Source organism: Gilliamella sp. App2-1 (assembly GCF_001690255.1).
In the GTDB taxonomy this organism is placed as follows: domain Bacteria; phylum Pseudomonadota; class Gammaproteobacteria; order Enterobacterales; family Orbaceae; genus Gilliamella; species Gilliamella apicola_G.
Genome location: NZ_LZGR01000072.1, coordinates 21,899 through 41,698 on the forward strand (window position 1 = coordinate 21,899; position 19,800 = coordinate 41,698).

Here is a 19,800-nt window from a genome sequence, read left to right on the forward strand (position 1 = left end):
ATTAATGTTCTCGATTTTTAGGCAGGCTAGCTGCTTTGTTTGCATCATACCACCAGCTATCAACCCCGATTGCATAAGTCGGTTGTATAGCTGGTTGCCCAAATTTGTTCCAGTATGCATAATACGTTTTACTATTATACCACATAGGAATCATTGGATATTCATGCGTTAAAATACGATCAAGTGCTCGCCCAAGTGGCACTAATTCATCTTGATTATCTACATTCTTGGTAATTTCAGCAATCATGCCATCAATAGCCTTGTTATGTAATCCTGAAGCATTCCATGATGAGTTAAGATACTCACTTCCCCACAGTACCAGCAAACTCGAACTTGGATAATTTACAGCATAATAATCACGTGCAACCATATCATAATCACGCTCACGAACACGACGTAAGTGTTGTGCTGAATCTAACAAGGTAATTTTCATGATAATCCCCAAACGTGCCAGATTTTTTTGAAAGGGAATAGCATATTTAATATCGCTACCAAGATAACTGATCAGTTCAAATTCAAATGGTTGTTGTGTTTTAGTGTTAATAAGTTTACCGTCTTTGATCGCCCATCCGGCTTGTTTTAATAATTCTGTCGCCTTTAACAAATTGTCACGATTAAAGCCCTGACCATCGCTTTTTGGCACATAATAGGCATTATCAAAAGCGCGCTTAGGAATAATCTCTTTGTAAGCATTAAGCCACTTTAGCTCTTGCTCACTAGGCATACCAGTTGCTGCATATATCGTATTTTCAAAAAAGCTATAAGGTCTTTTGTAACTGTCATAATAAAAGGCATGATTTAACCATTCAAAATCAAACGCCAAGGTAATGGCTTCACGCACTTTAACATCTTTAAATAGATCTTTTTGTAAATTAAACGCTAGCCACTTAGTATCTGTTGCTGTTTGCACGGGTTTTTCTTGTTTAATAATATGATTAGAATCAAAATATTTGCCTTGATATTGAGTAAACCAGTTTTTAGGTTGATCTTCAGCTCGCAAATCATATTCACCTGCTTTAAAGGCTTCTAGCGAAACGTTATCATCCATATAGTAATCAATACGTTTTTCATCAAAATTATCTAAGCCTTTATTAATGGGCAAATCACGCGCCCAATAATTCGTATTACGTCGATAAACAACATACTGTCCTAATTTATATTCGCTAATATAGTAAGGTCCACTACCAATCGGCGGCGAGCTTAATGGTTCAGAAAGATCATGGTTTTGCCAAAAATGTTTAGGAATAACCCGCATACTGCCAACAAATGAAAGGAGTTTTTCACGATCGGAATCAGGTATATCAACACGCACACGGTAATCATCTATTGCCTTAACCATAATGCCTTTATTATAAACACGATATTGAGGCACGCCTTCGGTCATAAATTTATGAAAGGTAAACTCAACATCTTGCGCTGTAATTGGCTTTCCATCTTGAAAACGTGCATTAGAGTTAATTGAGACTTCTGCCCAGCGGTAACTATCAGAATAAGTTATTGAAGTCGCAATAAGTGGGTAAAAACTGGTAATATCGTCAGCAGTATTAGTAAAAAGGGTATCATATAGTGATGCCGAATTTCTTTCTGGAGCGCCACGGCTAGCAAAGCGATTCAAATTGTCAAAAGAACCAACTTCAGCCAGTTTAATCACACCTCCTTTTGGGGCATTAGGATTGACGTAATCAAGATGCTGAAAATTATCAGGATACTTGGGTTGGCCTGAAAGCGAAAAAACCGTTTCGTGATAAAATTTCTCATGTTTCTGCTTAGGACCTGCGATATCAATTTGTTGCTCTGCGGGTAATGAATCTTGAGTATTAACCTCAACTTCTACCTCAGTTTGAGGTATCACTTGTTGTTCTTCATCGGCAAAAACAGGTGCAGAACAAATGACGATACCACTTAGGCAACTCAAGATGAATAATGTTTTTATAGGTTGTTTAATTCGGCTAATCATCCTAATTCCGTTCCTGCTTTACGTAACTATAGCATATTTATGTTAATTTTTATTAACATATCCAAATCATGTAAGGCTATCATAATCTACCAATTAGGCTATCTATTTTGCCAAACTTCAACTAAATGAGCAAAACCTAATTAATAAAGTTTATCTAAAATGATAATAGATAATATTAGCTAAAAAGATACCTTTATTTTTACATTAAACAAACTATATTAAAACAATTATCAATTATATATAATAATTATCTTTATATTTTTCAATATAAACAGATAAAATAGTTAATATTCTTTTGACGAAATCATTGTATACCTTAAGCAAAGCGCCTATTTACAAAAGGAATAAAATTCAATGAGCAAATCTTTTTATCAATATTGGGGAAAATGTCGCCAGAACACCAATAGTGATAACTATCATCTACTGGCTTATCATAATTTAGACGTAGCCGCTTGTGGATACCAAATAGTTAAACACAACTATTTCAATTCAGCTGAGCTATTTATGCAATTAGGTTTTGCTCCACAAGATAACGAAAAGGCAGCTCATTGGTTTGCCTATTTTTTGGCTTGGCATGATATTGGTAAATTTGCCAATGGGTTTCAACAGTTATTTAAGCACAATAACCCGCAACTTGTTGCTGCCGATCCTGCTAAAAGATATATGTCCAGACATGATTCGCTTGGATTTTGGTTATGGAATACTTTTCTTATGGATAAAACTGAAATTCAGTTATCTAACTATAATAGCAATATTAACTGTTTTTTGGATATATGGTTACTCATCATAACTGGACATCATGGCAAGCCACCAGTATTTGGGGTAAATGGCAATTCATCATTTAATCGACAAGATAAGCAAGCCGCATTAGATTATATTAAAGCCATTAATGCGTTTTTTATTAGCGAGTATAAATTAGCAGATTATCCGTCTTTCTTTTTTGATAAATCATTGCGAAAAAAATTTAATCAAATAAGTTGGTTAATCGCTGGTGTAACCGTTATTAGTGATTGGCTAGGATCTAACGAATCGTTTTTTCCATTTTGTTCCCAAGTGATGTCGCTTTCTGAATATTGGCATAATCATGCCTTTATTCAAGCAGAAAAAGCAATATCCACCCTACCTAAAACAACGCCCATTGCCCCTTTTATTGATATCAAAAATTTATTTCCATTTATTGAAAAGCCCACACCACTCCAACAGCAAGCATTATCATGCCAATTGTCTGATTCCGGTCCGGAATTATTTATTATGGAAGATGTGACAGGAGCAGGAAAAACCGAAGCCTCAATGGTTTTAGCACATAGACTAATGACAGCTAAAAAAGCCCAAGGTATTTATATTGGCTTACCAACCCAAGCAACCGCAAATGCCATTTATCAACGTACAGCGGGAATTTATGGGCAACTCTATCAGGCCGATAGTCATCCTTCGTTAGTATTAGCACATGGTGCTAGCCATATGAATTCTAAATTTAATCAATCAATTATCAATAGTGAAGATAATAGTGAACGGCAATATCCTAAAGGCGAACAAACCATTAGTGCAGAGTGTCAGGAGTGGTTTGTTGATACTCGGAAAAAAGCGTTATTGGCTGAGGTTGGTGTCGGTACCTTGGATCAAGCATTAATGGCGGTTATGCCATTTAAACATCAATCATTACGATTATTAGGTCTAAGGCATAAGTTACTCATATTAGATGAAGTTCATGCTTATGACAGCTATATGGTTAAATTATTAGAATCGCTATTACATTATCATGCCTTACAAGGTGGTAGTACCATTATTCTTACTGCTACTTTACCCTATTTTTTACGCGAAAAATTACTTAATGCATTTTATAAAGGTTTAACCATTAGCCAAGCAAATCTCACTTTAAATCAACGATTACCTTTTCCACTGATGACACAATTGAATCATAATGGATTAATTGAACAAGCAATAGATACTCGAGATGAAGTCAAACGTCAGGTAAAAATCGAATGGATAAATGATATTGATGCAGGTATAAGCAAAATTCGTCAAACAATAGAACAAGGTAAAATTATCTGTTGGATCAAAAACAGTGTTGACGATGCAATTAGTTTGTATCAACAATTGCAATTAAAGTTAGAGATAGATAGCAATAATATATTACTTTTTCATAGCCGTTTTGCTTTTTGTGATCGCCTCGACATTGAACAAAAAACGTTAAAATGGGCAGGCAAAACTTCTAACAGTAATATTCGCCACGGAAAAATTATTATTGCCACTCAAGTTATTGAACAATCATTAGATCTTGATTTTGATGAAATGATTAGTGATATTGCTCCAATAGATTTATTAATTCAACGTGCCGGCCGTTTAAGGCGCCATGTACGAGATCAACAAGGTAATGTTAAACCTTTTGATAAAAAGATTCAGCCTTATGATGATCGTGGACAACCCATTTTAACTATACTTGCGCCACATTGGCAGGACGATCCCCAAAAAGATTGGCTTGATAATCCAACCTTTCGCAATACTGGTTATGTCTATCCTAACCATGCTTATTTATGGTTTACCCAAAAAATATTACTGACTCAACGCGTTATCAAAATGCCAGAAGATGCCCGATTGTTAATTGAGTCAGTTTATGCACAAGACATTGAACCACCAACAGGATTACAAGAAGCCTTTTATTCTGCACAAGGAAAGTCGCTTAGCCAAGCATCGATCGCAAATCAGAGTTTATTAAAGCTTAATGGAGGGTATAATCGAACCTCTTGCGACGGATGGGAAAAGAGTATTGAGCTATCAACCCGACTATCAGAAGATAACGTCGATCTGTATTTAGCTTATAAGCTCGAAGATAAAATAATACCTTATTGCACCAATAGTGAATATGCGTGGGAACAAAGCCGTGTTCCACTAAGCATTTCAAAATGGGAAAAAATAAAAAAGACTATCCCACAACTTGATCAACAAAGCTTAGAAAAGATTAGACTGCAAATACATAGACCTCAAGCCATTATTATCTTAATTGAACAAGATAAAGACTCAACTTTTTACTCAAAAGAGATAGGATTTTATTCAAGTTAATTACGTATATATTTACTAATAATATGATTAAAAATCAAACTAAAAATTTGGTGGAATTTTACTTTTTTATTTTAATTATATAACCATTAGCGATAATTAGTCTGCTCCCTATATGTGTAGGAATAAACTGAGTTAGAAAACGGTATTTCCGTCGAAATGCCGCTGTTCCTTGAACACTAGAGATAATTAAATTTTGTAAAAAAGTTTCAGGTAACTATACGTTTCAGTATAAATATCTTAAAAATAGATAAGAAACAAAAAATTGATTATCATTATTCAATTGAAAAGAAAGTTGGATGCACTTACCGCCTATACAAGGAATATTAAGTATTGTTAACTAAACTCAAAATATTACTTATTGCCGTTTTTGCTTGATGACTGTTTTTCCAACAAGTTGAACCTGTTAATAACGCACCTTTATTAAGGATTTCATCTAAACTAGCATTACGCAATTTATCGAAAGAATCAAAGCTCATCTCTTCAAGTCTTTCAATAATTTTGGCACCCACAAATTTAAGCTCCATCAATTGCTGTCGTTCTGTTTCTGTAAAGGCCATATTATTCTCCTTACATATACTTTAGTGAGTTTTAAAGAATGTTACTGATTATTGAATTGGTGGAGCCAAGGGGGATCGAACCCCTGACCTCAACGCTGCCAGCGTTGCGCTCTCCCAGCTGAGCTATGGCCCCAAATAGAAAGGGATAAAACTGTGGCTAATAATATGCAACTAAATAATAAGTGTCAATCGATTTGAAGTTATTTGTTTGAAAAATAGCCGAATAAAACTCTGCCCATTAATGGCAGAGTTTACATAATTAACGCAATATTGAAGGTTGATCTGCACCTTCTGCTTCAATTTTAGGTGGCATAAAGTGTTCACGTTTTACCCCCAATTTAAGTGACATATAAGCCGCTACATAAATTGATGAGATTGTACCAAGCACAATACCAACGCCTAATGTTTCAGAGAAGCCTTTTAACATTGAACCGCCAAAGATATACAGAATGATGACCACTGCAAGAGTTGTACCTGATGTCATTAAAGTACGATGCAATGTCTGTGTTAACGAGATATTAATAACATCGTAAGGTTCTGCTCGGCGAATCTTTCTAAAATTCTCGCGAATTCGGTCAAAAACAACAATGGTATCGTTAAGAGAATAACCAATAATCGATAACATCGCAGCAATGATAGTTAAATCGAGTTCTCGTTCAAATAGCGATAGATAACCCGCGGTAATAATAACATCATGCGCTAAGGCAACAACCGCACCTGTACCGAATCGCCACTCAAAACGAAAGGCAATATAGATTAAAATACACACTAATGCGGCACAGATTGCCAAAACACCATCTTGCGCAAGTTCTGAACCAACAGTTGGACCCACAAATTCAATCCGTTTAATTTGAGCTTCTGCATCAATATCTTTATGGATTAAATTGGAAATTTTTGTTCCTAATGCATTATCAATAGCGGATGAGGCGTTACCTTCTTCTTGCTTAGCTGCAGGTAATCTAATGATGATATCTTTACTACTGCCGTAATATTGTACTATCGGTTCGTGATAGCCAGCATCGCGTAAGCTGTTACGAAGGTCATCAAGATTAACGGCTTTTGTTACAGTGAGTTCTACTGTCGTACCGCCGGTGAAATCTTGTCCTAGATTAAATCCTTTAACAAAAATAACCACAAACGACGCCACAACTAATAGCATTGAAATAACAAAAGCAATAAAGCCAAATTTTAAAAAGTCGAGGACTCTGCGACCATGATTTAATTCTCTAACATCATGATTTTGTTTTTTAGTAATACTCACAATAAACCTCTAAATTGATAACTTATTAACGCGACGACCGCCATAAATAAGATTGGCTAATGCACGAGTACCGACAATCGATGTAAACATTGATGTTACAATACCAATGCCTAGTGTAATGGCAAATCCTTTAATTGATCCTGTACCAACTGCATAAAGAATAATAGCCGTAATTAAAGTCGTCAGGTTAGCATCAAAAATACTACTCCAAGCACCTGCATATCCTTCATTAATTGCATGCTGAACGCCACGCCCATTACTGAGTTCTTCTTTTATTCGTTCATTAATTAGTACATTGGCATCAACAGCCATACCCACAGTTAACACAATACCCGCAATACCGGGCATGCTTAGCGTTGCCCCAGGAAGTAAAGACATTGCACCAACAATTAAAATTAAGTTTGCAACTAATGCAAGGCTAGCAAACACGCCAAACAGACGGTACATTACTAGCATAAAGATGACAGAAATCACTAAGCCCCATATGCAAGATTCTAAACCTTGCGTTATATTTTCTTGCCCCATTGAAGGCCCAACTGTTCGTTCTTCAATAATTTGAATCGGTGCAATTAATGCCCCTGCACGCAGTAATAGTGATAAATTTTTAGCTTCATCAATATTACCAATACCGGTCACTTGGAAACGATCACTAAAAATACCTTGAATAGTCGCCACATTAATAACACGTTCTTGTTTTTCAAGAATTGGTTTGTCGTTTTCATCACGCTTACCAGTGTCTTTGTATTCAACAAATAAAGTTGCCATCGCTTTATGCAGATTTTTTTTGGTAAAATCAAACATTTTTTTACCGCCTGAGCCATCTAGGGTAATTGCAACTTCGGGTTGACCATATTGATTAGCGCGATATGAAGAATCAGTAATATGATCCCCTGTTAATACAATACGTTTATAAAGTAAAACCGGGCGACCGCTTTCCATATACTGAATTTCTGAACCATAAGGAACACGCATATCACCATTGATAATAGCAGGTAAATCAGGCGTACTCTCTTCGTTAACTTGTCTAAATTCAAGTGTTGCCGTTGCTCCTAAAATACGCTTGGCTAATACAGTATCTTGTATGCCTGGTAATTCAACCACTATACGATCTGCACCTTGGCGTTGAACAATTGGTTCAGCTACACCCAGTTGATTAACACGATTACGTAAAATAGTCGTGTTTTGCTCAACAGCATCATTTTTAGCCTGTTGTAAACGTTGTTCGCTGACATTGATTACAATACTATTATCACTTTGAGAAATAACTTTGTAGTCCGATAAACCATTGATCTTGGTGATAGCTTTATTGCGATCTTCCGTATTATCAAATTGCAATACAATTTGCTGATTACTATTTTTGCTGATCGTTTTATAATTCAATGAGCTATTAGTAAATTCAGCTTTGATATTTTCGATAGATTGTTCAGTAAGTTTACTTAGTGCGGTCGTCATATCGACTTCCATTAAAAAGTGAACACCACCACGCAAATCAAGACCTAACTTCATAGGCTCTGCACCTAACATTGTCAGCCACGCAGGTGTTGCTGGTGCTAAATTCAATGCAACAATATACTGTTCACCTAGCGCTTCTGATATAAGCTCTTTTGCTTTAAGCTGTGTATCATTATCGCCAACGCGAACTAAAATCGATTTATTTTCATAAACCAATGATTTTGGTTCGATATGATTATCAGCCAAAAGCTTTCTAACCTTATCTTGTGTAGCAACGTTAATTTCAGCAGTATTTGTACCTGAAATTTGTATAGCAGGATCTTCACCATAAATATTTGGAAGTGCATAAAGAAGGCCGAGGCAAATGACAACGACCAACATGATGTACTTCCACAAAGGATAGCGGTTTAACACGACATATTCTCTTGTGGGATTAGGTAATTAATACAATGAATGATAACAGATAACCTCTATTATAGTGATTTCATTGTTCCTTTTGGTAAAATTGATGTGATATAGTCACGCTTGATCACAATTTCACTAGTCTCGTTTAATTCTAATGCAATGTAACCATTTTCGTTAACTTTTGCTACGCGGCCAATAATCCCGCCTTTGGTCAATACTTCATCACCTTTTGAAATTGATGCCATTAATTCACGATATTCTTTAACGCGTTTTTGTTGTGGGCGCATAATCATAAAATAGAAAAATAAACCAAACACAACTAACATAATTGGTAGAAAATAGTCGCCACCTGGTTGGTTACCATCTGCAGCATAAGCATTAGAGATTAAAAAGTTCATATTGCTCCTCTTGATTCAAATAAATTTTTAAGGCTCAGAATTATAACACAATAAATAACTCAATTATTAACTATTTCTTGTTAAAAAGTTTCTGGAAAGTATGTGTTTTAGTATAAAATAAAGTGTTTTGTACTATATAAATTCATATGGCTTCCCCAACAAAATAATGAAAGCAAATAAATGTCAATTATGTGGTTAAATATTGTGCCATGCTAACCAAACTCAATAACCATTTGGGATAAATTCCACAAAGCATAGTCAATAAGGCACATAGCACAATAATTAACTCGCTTATTCGAATATTAGTCCATTTTAATTTAATTGAATATCCACTGAACATTTGCTCGTCACGGCAATTTGGTTTTATATAAAGATTGATTATTAAGCGCGCATAAAAATAAAGACCCAATGCACTACCAATAACAACAGCAGCAACTAACCACCATAATTCGGCAGTTACGCCTAATAACACCAGCAAAAATCGCCCAATGAAGCCTGCGGTTAATGGTGTACCCGCCAAAGATAAAAGCCCAATACCCATCGCTAAAGCAAGGATTGGCCTTCGCCAAAATAGACCTGAAAGATCAACTTCATTTTCATGATCTTGAAGCTCATCAGAATGCGAATCTAAACTTATTGCCCCTAAAACACAGATGTTGGCTAAAATATATCCAGTTAAATAAACACCAATAGTTTCTAATGCAAGTACTTGATATTGCACTGCAATTAAAGCCGTTAATAAATAACCAAAATGCGCTATTGATGAATAGGCGAGTAAACGCTTCAAGCTAGTTTGCATTAGCGCTAACAAATTGCCCCACAAAATAGAACTAAAAGCCATAATAACTAAAATAATACGGATAGTTTCATTGTTAACAATAGGCGCTAATAAAAATAATCTTGCAATGGCACAAAAAACTGCAACTTTTCCGACTGTTGATAATAATAATGCAACAACAGTTGGCGCACCTTGATAAACATCAGGCAACCAAAGTTGAAAAGGGACTAGTGATAATTTAAAACCAATACCAACCAACATTAAGCAAACACCCATCAATAATAATATACTTGGGTAAGGCATCGTTGAGAGTTGATAACTTAGACCACTAAAAGTCAATTCGCCGGTAGTTGCATAATAAAAGGCGATCCCCATCAATAAAAATACACTGGCAACAGCAGATAAAATCATATATTTAACAGCGGCTTCTAATGAATGAGTCTGCGTATATTGATAACCAATTAATCCTACAAATGGAATAGATAACAGTTCTATTCCCATAAAAAATGACATTAAATGACTTGCGTATACAAGTGTGACTCCACCTAAAGCCATAAAAAGTAGGATTAAATAAAATAATCCGTGATTAATCTGCTCTTGTTTAAACCAGCGATAAGCGAAGCACGCAACAGTAATGGATATCATTAAAATCAAACTGGTATAAAGCAATCCGTAGCCATCACAGGTAAAAAGCGCTGTGATATGACGCGCTTTCCAATCGTTCGTTACACCGTAATCAATGAGAAAATTATCATCAACATTAGAATTAGAATTAGAATTAATATCTATATTTTTATTAGATGACTCTACAACTTGAGTAGGCACGGTATCAATTGCGATTGTTTCTTCACCTGATGAATTTTGTTCTTTATTGGGTTCAGAAATTGACACCGATATTTGCATATTGTCACTGCTGATATCAGAAATATGTTGTGTACTAAACGATATTTTATAGCCAATCACTACAGAACAGATTAACGCACAAGCTAATCCACATACTGTTAAAATAGTACATCCTGTAGTGCTTATTTTAAAAACAAATAGTGAAAATAACAAAACAATGATGGCAAAGCTTAATACAAAAATAGGCGATAAAGCTATCATAGGTTATTAATCTCCCACTCGCTCTGTTGTTATGTTTTGTTGTGTTTGGTTCAGGACAGAATAAGACATATCAAGAATCACTTGAGGATACAAACCAATAAAAATAAGGGCACTTAAGATACTTGATAATAACAAAAGATCTTTCTTGCTAAGCAGACGTTTTGTTTCCCTTCCTTTATCAGCAACACCATAGAAAATTGGTTGCATACGTACAATAAATGAAATAGTCAGTAACAATAAGCTAATGACTAGTAGAATAGTGTAAAAGGAAAAAACATTATAACTACCAAGTAACATCATATAATTACCAACAAAATTAGCTGTCCCTGGAATACCTAATACCGCTAATATAAAATACAAGGTAAACGAAGATAGATAAGGCACTCGTTCTTTCAATCCCACAAATTGGCTTATATTTCGTGTTGAATAACATTCAGCCAATAATCCACTAATGACAAACATGCCAACTATTGCTAAATTGATAGCTATCATTTGAATAACTACGCCTTGATAAGCAAGAATAGAACCACTATAGATTATTGCGGTTATAAATCCCATCAAAGCAATATGAATATAAGCAATTAGCTTTTTAATATCGGTTTGATTGAATGCAAGTAAGGCGGCATAAACAATCGTAAGCAGTGCAAAAGCTAACATAATTGGCATAATCATGTTTGAGGCATTAGGAAAAAGAGGTATAACAAAACGCAATAAACCAAATGCTGCTGTATTAAGTAATAATCCACTTATCATCATTGAACCAGTTGTCGCAGATTCGATATGGGCATCAATAAACCAACCATGAAAGGGAACAAAAGGAATACGCACGATAAAAGCAGCTAAAAACCCTAGCATAAGTAGAAATTCGGTATAACTTGAAATTGCTGTTTTTGTTAAGTCTTGATAGTCAAATGTCCAATGACCTGTTAAATTCCAGTTGATTAGGGCTAACGACACAATTGAGATTAGCATAAGTAAGCTACTCAGTTGAGTATAGATCAAAAATTTGCTGGCCCCATTAAAACACAATTGTGAGCTTGAGTCTCGTCGTCCCCATAAAGAGATTAAAAAATAGATAGGGATCGCTACAGCTTCCCAAAAGAAAAACATTAAAAATAAGTCATTTATTACAAATAACATCATAATAGTTGATGTCATAAATAATAGGCACAAATAAAATAAGCCAATATTGTTTAGACTTTCTTTACTAGAATAGACGATAGTCAATAACACTATAAATAATGTTGAGGTGATAACAACCATAGATAAACCATCTAAAACAAGATGAAAATGAATGCCTAATAAAGGGATCCACTCTAGATTAACTTCCTTTATCCAGTTTTCTCCTTGTTTTAATGAATTTACGGCATCTATCCATAATACTATCGCCATCAATAAAGTAAGACAAATAGTGGTAAATGCGATAGTTATTGGTAATTTTGACCAACGAATTTGCGCATTGACGGAAACAATACTTCTTTGTAAACATACATGGCATAACCAACCAACAAATCCGCCTATTACAGGTAAAAAAACAAACCATAATAACATGAATGATTACACCTTTATTAAATAAAAATCAGTAGCATTAATATGATAATGCTACCTATAACCATCGAAACCATATACCACCGAATTTGTCCGTTTTCTAGGTCAACGATGAATGAATTTACTTTTTTGATTCCCCACATTATCCAATTATCCCATAAAGCTAGGGGATCTTTTTTTAACAATTTGGCTAAATACACATAAGGCTTGACAAATAAACTGTTTAATAAATAATCATAACGCCAATCACTATGACATAAACGTAAACAGAATTTAATTATTGGTGTATTGAGTACTTCTTGCACTTCGCTATTTCGTCGATGTGCGTATAAAATATAGGCAATAAAAAAGCTTAATATTGTCACTGCAGCTGACAATAGCTGGAACGATAATTGTCCATTGGTTTTAATATTACCCATAGGAACAATACCTTGAATCGGCAATGGAACGTAAATGAACAAAGCTGTAGTAAATATCAATAAGATGAAAATCGGGCAATAACTTATCCATTTAGTTTTCGCAAACTCATGCTGTTTTTGTTTGTGATAAAATACCATTGAAATTAAACGCCAAATACCTAAGCTAGAAAATAAAATACCCATCAAACCAATCGTTCCAGATATCAATCTATCTTCAGCCATTAGGCCCCAAATAATATCCCCTTTAACGTAAAATGATGCTGAAATCCAAGGCATAGCACTAAGAGACAACATAATTATTAAAAATACTACATGCAACAGCGGAAAAGATTTAATTAAACCGCCTAATTTGCTAATATCTCGCTCACCTTGACATTTTTTGATTAAAATTGATGAGGCCAAAATCAGCAAAGTACTTGTTACGGTATAATTAATTAAGCAATTCAGTGATAAATTCCAACTCTGCGTTGAAAAAGCATAAAATAAATAACTAATTTGCGCTAAATTGATATACGTGATAATCCGTTTAATATCATACTGTACTAATGCGATAGTGCTAGCAAATAATATAGTCAATGATGAAATCATCGCTATCATAGCAAGAACGTCGCTCGACATCATAAACAAATGACTAAGTCTTAAGACTAAATATACCCCTGCTAAAATTACTGTTGAAGATTGCAACAAAGCTAATGCAGGCATTGGGGCTAATGTTGTTTCAGTAAACCATGAATGCATAGGAAATAGGGCTGATTTACTCATTGCACCAAGAAACAGCATTAAGGTTATCCAAAATATGATATCTGAATCAATAGCCAAATTCTCGTGTGCCTGCTCCAAAACTTCACGAATATTTAAGGTTTCTAAAGTTTGATATAGTAAAAATATGGCAATAATTAAAAATATATCGGTTAAATGCATAATCACAAATGCTTTAACAGCTGCATAACCATTACGAGGCTGTTTATTGTAAATACCAATAAGTAAGTAAGCACTTATGCTCAAACCTTCCCAACCAATTAACATAACAAATAGATTATCAACTAATACGACGGTTAATATGCTGGCAATTAATAAATTGCTATAAGCATAAAAGGTATAAATATCCTCTCTTGACGTTAAATAGCAAGCTGCAAAAAAGTATATTAATAAACCGAAGAATGAGATTAATGATAAAAAGGTTAGCGATAAACCATCTAAGGTTAAAGAAATAGGCACAGTAAAATCACCCACTGAAAACCAATTCCACAATGGTTGAGTATAAACTAAGATCATGTCTGGTACTGTATTTGCATTAAAATCGATGCAAGAAAATACAGTAATTAATGTAATGATTAGCATAGTACTAATCCCAATAATCATCACATTAATCGATCGAATATGTCTTCCTAGGCTAACCAATACTAGAAAAGAGAGTAAGGGAACAATAATAGTTAAATAAAGTAAATTCATCCTTTCATTTCACTCAATGAGTCAATATTAAAGATTTTTCGACGATAGAATAGTTTCACCATTAATGCAAGACCGACACAAACTTCAGCTAAAGCTGTTATTACCGCTAATATTGCAAGTACTTGCCCATCAGATTGCTGCCAATAACTACTTGCCGCAACTAGCGCAACTATAGCACCATTATTCATAATCATAAGGCTAAGTAATAAAAAATAAAAATTACGGCGAATCATTACCCCTAAAAGACCAATCACAAATAATATAGAGGCAAGAATAAGACAATACATAAGTGGAATCATATTATTTCTCCGACAACAGTCGATGCATGAAATGATAAGCAATGACCGCTGCGCCAAATAATAAAAACAGGGCTAATTCAGCCATCAAAATGTAGGCATATATGGACATTTCATGCATTAATTCATGAGTTTCCTTCATTTCTGAATAGTTGGCATTTACTACTCCATAAATAAGCGCTACGAGTAGAATAAAGGCCAAGATTAATGGTTCTAAGCAAATTTTAGGACTAATTCCCTGCTTATTGTTTTCCACCTTATCCACGCTGATTCTCAAAATTGATGCGACAAGTAAAAAAAGAGTCACCGAACCACCAATAAATAATAGAATATATAAAACAGCAGAAAAAGATGCATTAAGCAGAATAAATATCAACGCAGAAGCAAAAAGTGAAATAACAAGATATAAAATTGCTTTATCAACTCGTAAGCTACTAATCACTTTTACACTAGCAACGACAGCAATAATCGACGCGATATAAAAAACAGCGATCATTAAATAATCCAATATGTATGCATAATGCTGTTAGTATATACCCAAATGATTTTAATATACAGTTTACAAATACTCAGTTCATCTAAAATTAAACCTTTCAAACAGTGATGTGGTAAACATTTAAACATGAAATAAATATTTTTATTGGTTGATATTTCATGGCAAATATAATTAAAACGATTAAAAAAAATAAAAACCATAAAATTTTATTATTTAAATTCAAATGAAATTTATTATAAAGTACATAACTTAAGCACACTAACCAATAATTATACCAGTCCGATTAAATTGACATTTTAGTCATACAGCTTAAAGGCGCCTAGGCATAATAAAATCTAAGACGAGAAAACAATGAATAACCAATACTCCTCAATGCGAAGCAATGTCAATATGTTAGGTACCTTACTGGGTAATGCGATAAAACGCGCTACCGGTAATGAAACATTTGATTTAGTTGAAAAAATAAGACAATTATCAAAATCAGCTCAACAAGGAAACACCCAAGCACATAATGAGCTACTCACATTAATTGAAAACCTTAATGATGATGATTTATTACATGTTGCACGTGCATTTAATCAGTTTTTAAACTTAGTCAATACGGCTGCTGAATATTATGGTATTTCACCCCATGGGGAAGCATTTAGTAGTCCAAAAAAAATGACTGAATTATTTAGTATACTTAAAAATCTCAATTTTTCAAATCAAACCATTACAGAAGCGATTAATGAGTTATCGATTGAATTGGTACTAACCGCACATCCAACCGAAATTAATCGCAGAACCATGATAAATACTTATACTTCTATTAATAACTGTTTATCTCAACTGGATCATGATGATTTAGCCGACTATGAAGTAGAACGAATTATGCGTCGCTTAAAACAGTTAGTTTGTCAGGCATGGTATACCGATGAAATCCGCAAAAAACGCCCTACCCCCATTGATGAAGCCAAATGGGGATTTTCGGTCATTGAAGATAGCTTATGGGAAGGCGTGCCTCTCTTTTTACGTGAGCTTAATGACCAGTTAGTAGATGCCTTTGAAGAGCAATTACCGGTTGAGCATGTGCCTATTAAATTCACCTCATGGATGGGCGGAGATCGTGATGGTAATCCAAATGTGACAGCAAAAGTGACCGAAAAGGTCATGCTACAAGCTAGATTAAAAGCCATAGAGTTATTTTTAGCCGATATTCAAACACTTGTTCGTGAACTTTCAATGACAGAATGTAATGATTCAGTTATTGATCTGTTAGATGAAAAAAACAAAACTCTTTCCGAGCCCTATCGAGCTGTAATGAAACAATTACGAACACGTTTAATTACCACTCATAATTATATTGAAGCTTTGCTGAATAATGAAAGAGTATTACCACCTAGTGATATTTTAATTAAAAATGAACAATTATGGATACCGCTTTATACCTGCTATGAATCATTAATTGATAATGGCATGTCAACCATAGCCCATGGTCCATTACTTGATACTTTACGACGCATAAACATTTTTGGTTTACAATTAGTCAGATTAGATATTCGCCAAGACAGCTCTGTACACACCGAGGCACTTGACGCATTAACTAAAGAACTTAATTTAGGTAGTTATGCAAAATGGTCAGAGGAAGAAAAACAAGCATTTTTATTAACAGAGTTACAATCCAATCGACCATTATTACCTTATAACTGGCAACCAGATCAAATGGTCCAAGAAGTACTAGATACTTGTCGTGTAATAAAAAAAGCTGGCGAAGAGTCGATTGCTTCATATGTCATATCAATGGCTAAAGCCCCTTCTGATATATTAGCCGTTTACTTATTATTAAAAATTGTTGATTGCCAAAAATATATTCCAGTTGCACCGTTATTTGAAACATTAGAAGACTTAAATAACGCAAAATCGGTGATGCAAAAACTGCTGGATATTCCTTGGTATCGCAATAAAATTCAAGGTAAGCAGATGGTGATGATAGGCTACTCTGACTCGGCTAAAGATGCAGGAACACTCGCAGCCTCTTGGGCACAATATCGATCGCAAGAAGAATTAGTTAGCTTATTTAAAAAATATAATACTAATTTAGTGCTATTCCACGGGCGAGGCGGTTCAATAGGTCGAGGTGGAGCACCAGCGCATGCCGCACTACTTTCACAACCCCCAGGTTCATTAAAAGGCGGGCTTAGAGTTACCGAACAAGGCGAAATGATTCGTTTTAAACTTGGTCTACCAGAAGTGGCGCTCAGCAGTTTAATGCTGTATACATCAGCGATTTTACAAGCCAACTTATTGCCACCACCAGCACCCAAACAAGAATGGCGCGAGATCATGGATAAAATGTCAGAACTTTCATGCAATTGCTATCGCAGTTATGTACGAGAACGTGCTGAGTTTGTTGATTATTTTAGAGCAGTAACACCAGAGGCTGAATTAGGTAGATTACCACTTGGTTCTAGACCACAAAAACGCCGTACGGGCGGCGGTATTGAAAGTTTACGTGCTATCCCATGGATTTTTGCATGGACACAAAACCGTTTAATGCTACCGTCTTGGCTTGGTGCTGGTAGTGCACTTAGAGCTGCAATTGAAGAAGGTAAACAAAATCTTCTTAAAGAGATGTATCACAATTGGCCTTTTTTTAATTCCCGGTTAGGGATGCTTGAAATGGTCTATGCCAAAGCGGCACCAAACATCCACGAATATTACGAACAACGTTTAGTTGATCCTGCTTTATGGCCATTAGGCGCAGAGTTAAGAAATTTGTTAACTAAAGATATCAATACCGTGCTAACCATTACTGATGATATTAGCTTAATGGCTGATTTACCGTGGATAGCACAGTCGGTGGCCTTGCGTAATACTTATATTGAACCATTAAATTTATTACAAGCTGAATTATTAAGTCGTTCACGAAAATACAGCAATAACGGAAATATTATAGTAGAACAGGGATTAATGATTACTATTTCTGGAATTGCAGCTGGTATGCGAAACTCAGGTTAAAAAAGTTCAATGCTTTTACTGTTGTTAACAAAGAACTCGCTTTTTAACGAGTTCTTTGATCTCATTGATGTATAAAATAGCCAAAGCTATTGCTCAATGTCGAAAATACTCAAATATTCTAAATCCAACTGTATCAAATATAAATTCGCTCCACCGAACAAAAAGCGATCTTATTGCCAATAAAAAATCGTCAGGAAACGCATTGATTTTATTTGAGTTTTTATTTTTTTTGTTTTTTAACAAAGATCATTTATTGATGTAATATGGGGCAAAAAACAAGTGCTGATAATAGATTGATATATCAAGAGGGAAATCAAAAGGAAGTATATTTATAATAGCTCCAAAAGCACCGATATTTTTACTACCAGACAGGTATGAATTGATAAAACAACTATCCAAAAATATCGCCGTTATGACTAATCAAACACAGCACATTATTATCACAATGAACAAAAAGGTATGGTAGACGATAGCGTATTTTTAATTCTTTTTTGATAGCATCCCAATAAAAAATAATCCCCTGAATGATATCGAGGTCTGTCAACCATCTAAAAAAGCAATGCTTTCTTATTTTTTAGGTAATAGTCGTTCTAAATAAGCTTTAGCGTCTGGGTCCTCTTGCTCGCTAGCTTTAGTAAACCAATAGATAGCACGCTCTTGATCTTTATCAACAGCTACACCTTCTAAATATTTCACCCCCAAATTATATTGGGCATCAACACTGCCTTGCTCTGCCGCTTTTAGATACCATTCAACAGCTTTTTTCTCGTCTTTAGCAACACCACCACCTACATCATACATCACGCCAATATTATATTGAGCATCAGCATTGCCTGCTTCAGCAGCTTTAGTAAACCAATAGGCAGCTTGCGTATTGTCAGGTTTGGTTCCTGTGCCTGTTGCATACATAATGGCTAAATTATACATAGCCAGCACATGCCCTCGTTCTGCCGCTTGTGTATAAAAATAGCTAGCCGCCATATAATCTTGTGTCAGACCCTCACCATTTTCTGACATTAGCCCCAAATAATATTGCGCTTCGGGAATATTATCTTTTGCAGCTTTACTAAACCAATCAGCCGCTGTCATGCGATCTTCGGGTACGCCATCACCAAAAAAATAGATCATACCCAGGTTTAAATAAGCGTCATAAATATCTTCATCACCTGCTTGTGTAAAATAGTCAATTGCAATTAATGTGTTTTTTTCTACGCCTTCACCTTCTTGATACATTAAAGCTAAATTATATTTAGCCAAGGCATAATTTTGATCAGCTGCTAATTTAAAATATTTAACTGCTTCGTTTAAATCACGCTTGGTTCCTAATCCGCTTTGATACATAAACGCTAAATTGTTTTGTGCTTTGGCAAGCCCTTGCTCTGCAGCTTTTTTATACCAGAAAAAAGCTCGAACGTCACTTGCTTCAACACCCAATCCTTGTTTATAAATATTTCCTAATGAGTATTGAGCTTCTGCATTTCCTTTTTCTGCTGACAAACGCAAAGAAGGAAGTAATGAATCTGAATCTTTAAGCTTTAATTGAGTATCGTCAGATTGGGTCTTATAAATTGCAGCCATTGCACTATAAGAAATGGATAACAATATTATTAATAGTATTTT

Annotated in this window: 13 protein-coding genes and 1 tRNA gene; 2 read left to right on the forward strand and 12 right to left on the reverse strand. The window is 34.8% G+C overall.

The window, feature by feature from the left end; all coding sequences use genetic code 11:
• Position 1: 1 nt before the first annotated feature.
• A complete protein-coding gene (locus A9G22_RS09885) occupies positions 2-1,957 on the reverse strand; it encodes an extracellular solute-binding protein (RefSeq protein ID WP_081296869.1) in 1,956 nt (651 codons plus the stop codon).
• A gap of 354 nt (positions 1,958-2,311) precedes the next feature.
• Here A9G22_RS09885 and A9G22_RS09890 point away from each other — a divergent pair, with 354 nt between their 5' ends.
• Positions 2,312-5,017 (forward strand): CRISPR-associated helicase/endonuclease Cas3, encoded by a 2,706-nt coding sequence (locus A9G22_RS09890; protein ID WP_075508808.1) that lies wholly within the window; start codon positions 2,312-2,314, stop codon positions 5,015-5,017.
• Positions 5,018-5,340: 323 nt separating this feature from the next.
• Here the strand turns inward: A9G22_RS09890 and A9G22_RS09895 are convergent, their stop codons facing one another.
• The 10 genes from A9G22_RS09895 to A9G22_RS09940 form a co-directional block, all read right to left on the reverse strand.
• Positions 5,341-5,574: a hypothetical protein gene (locus tag A9G22_RS09895; RefSeq protein WP_065639027.1), complete on the reverse strand. Its 234-nt coding sequence runs from the start codon at positions 5,572-5,574 to the stop codon at positions 5,341-5,343.
• Between the two features lie 57 nt (positions 5,575-5,631).
• Positions 5,632-5,707: transfer RNA gene (locus A9G22_RS09900), tRNA-Ala, on the reverse strand.
• 126 nt (positions 5,708-5,833) lie between these two features.
• A complete protein-coding gene (gene secF / locus A9G22_RS09905; RefSeq protein WP_075508814.1) occupies positions 5,834-6,829 on the reverse strand; it encodes a protein translocase subunit SecF in 996 nt (331 codons plus the stop codon).
• Between the two features lie 15 nt (positions 6,830-6,844).
• Entirely contained in the window at positions 6,845-8,701 is a 1,857-nt protein-coding gene (secD, locus tag A9G22_RS09910; RefSeq protein ID WP_082264535.1) for a protein translocase subunit SecD, read from the reverse strand.
• A gap of 59 nt (positions 8,702-8,760) precedes the next feature.
• Entirely contained in the window at positions 8,761-9,090 is a 330-nt protein-coding gene (gene yajC, locus A9G22_RS09915; protein WP_065585701.1) for a preprotein translocase subunit YajC, read from the reverse strand.
• 187 nt (positions 9,091-9,277) lie between these two features.
• Entirely contained in the window at positions 9,278-10,972 is a 1,695-nt protein-coding gene (locus A9G22_RS09920) for an NADH-quinone oxidoreductase subunit N (protein WP_075508810.1), read from the reverse strand.
• 6 nt (positions 10,973-10,978) lie between these two features.
• Positions 10,979-12,523, reverse strand: coding sequence for a complex I subunit 4 family protein (locus A9G22_RS09925; RefSeq protein ID WP_065585699.1), 1,545 nt, complete (start codon positions 12,521-12,523; stop codon positions 10,979-10,981).
• 17 nt (positions 12,524-12,540) lie between these two features.
• Positions 12,541-14,280 carry an NADH-quinone oxidoreductase subunit 5 family protein gene (locus A9G22_RS09930; RefSeq protein WP_176700264.1) on the reverse strand — a complete coding sequence of 580 codons (1,740 nt, stop codon included), beginning with the start codon at positions 14,278-14,280 and terminating at the stop codon, positions 12,541-12,543.
• Positions 14,281-14,387: 107 nt separating this feature from the next.
• Entirely contained in the window at positions 14,388-14,690 is a 303-nt protein-coding gene (gene nuoK / locus A9G22_RS09935; RefSeq protein ID WP_065585697.1) for an NADH-quinone oxidoreductase subunit NuoK, read from the reverse strand.
• 1 nt (position 14,691) lies between these two features.
• Entirely contained in the window at positions 14,692-15,183 is a 492-nt protein-coding gene (locus A9G22_RS09940; protein WP_065585696.1) for an NADH-quinone oxidoreductase subunit J, read from the reverse strand.
• Between the two features lie 351 nt (positions 15,184-15,534).
• On the opposite strand from A9G22_RS09940, the gene ppc reads away from it, so the two are divergent.
• Positions 15,535-18,180 (forward strand): phosphoenolpyruvate carboxylase, encoded by a 2,646-nt coding sequence (ppc, locus tag A9G22_RS09945; protein ID WP_075508812.1) that lies wholly within the window; start codon positions 15,535-15,537, stop codon positions 18,178-18,180.
• Positions 18,181-18,747: 567 nt separating this feature from the next.
• Here the strand turns inward: ppc and A9G22_RS09955 are convergent.
• The coding region (locus tag A9G22_RS09955; RefSeq protein ID WP_141670046.1) for an SEL1-like repeat protein at positions 18,748-19,800 on the reverse strand (1,053 nt) is incomplete at its 5' end.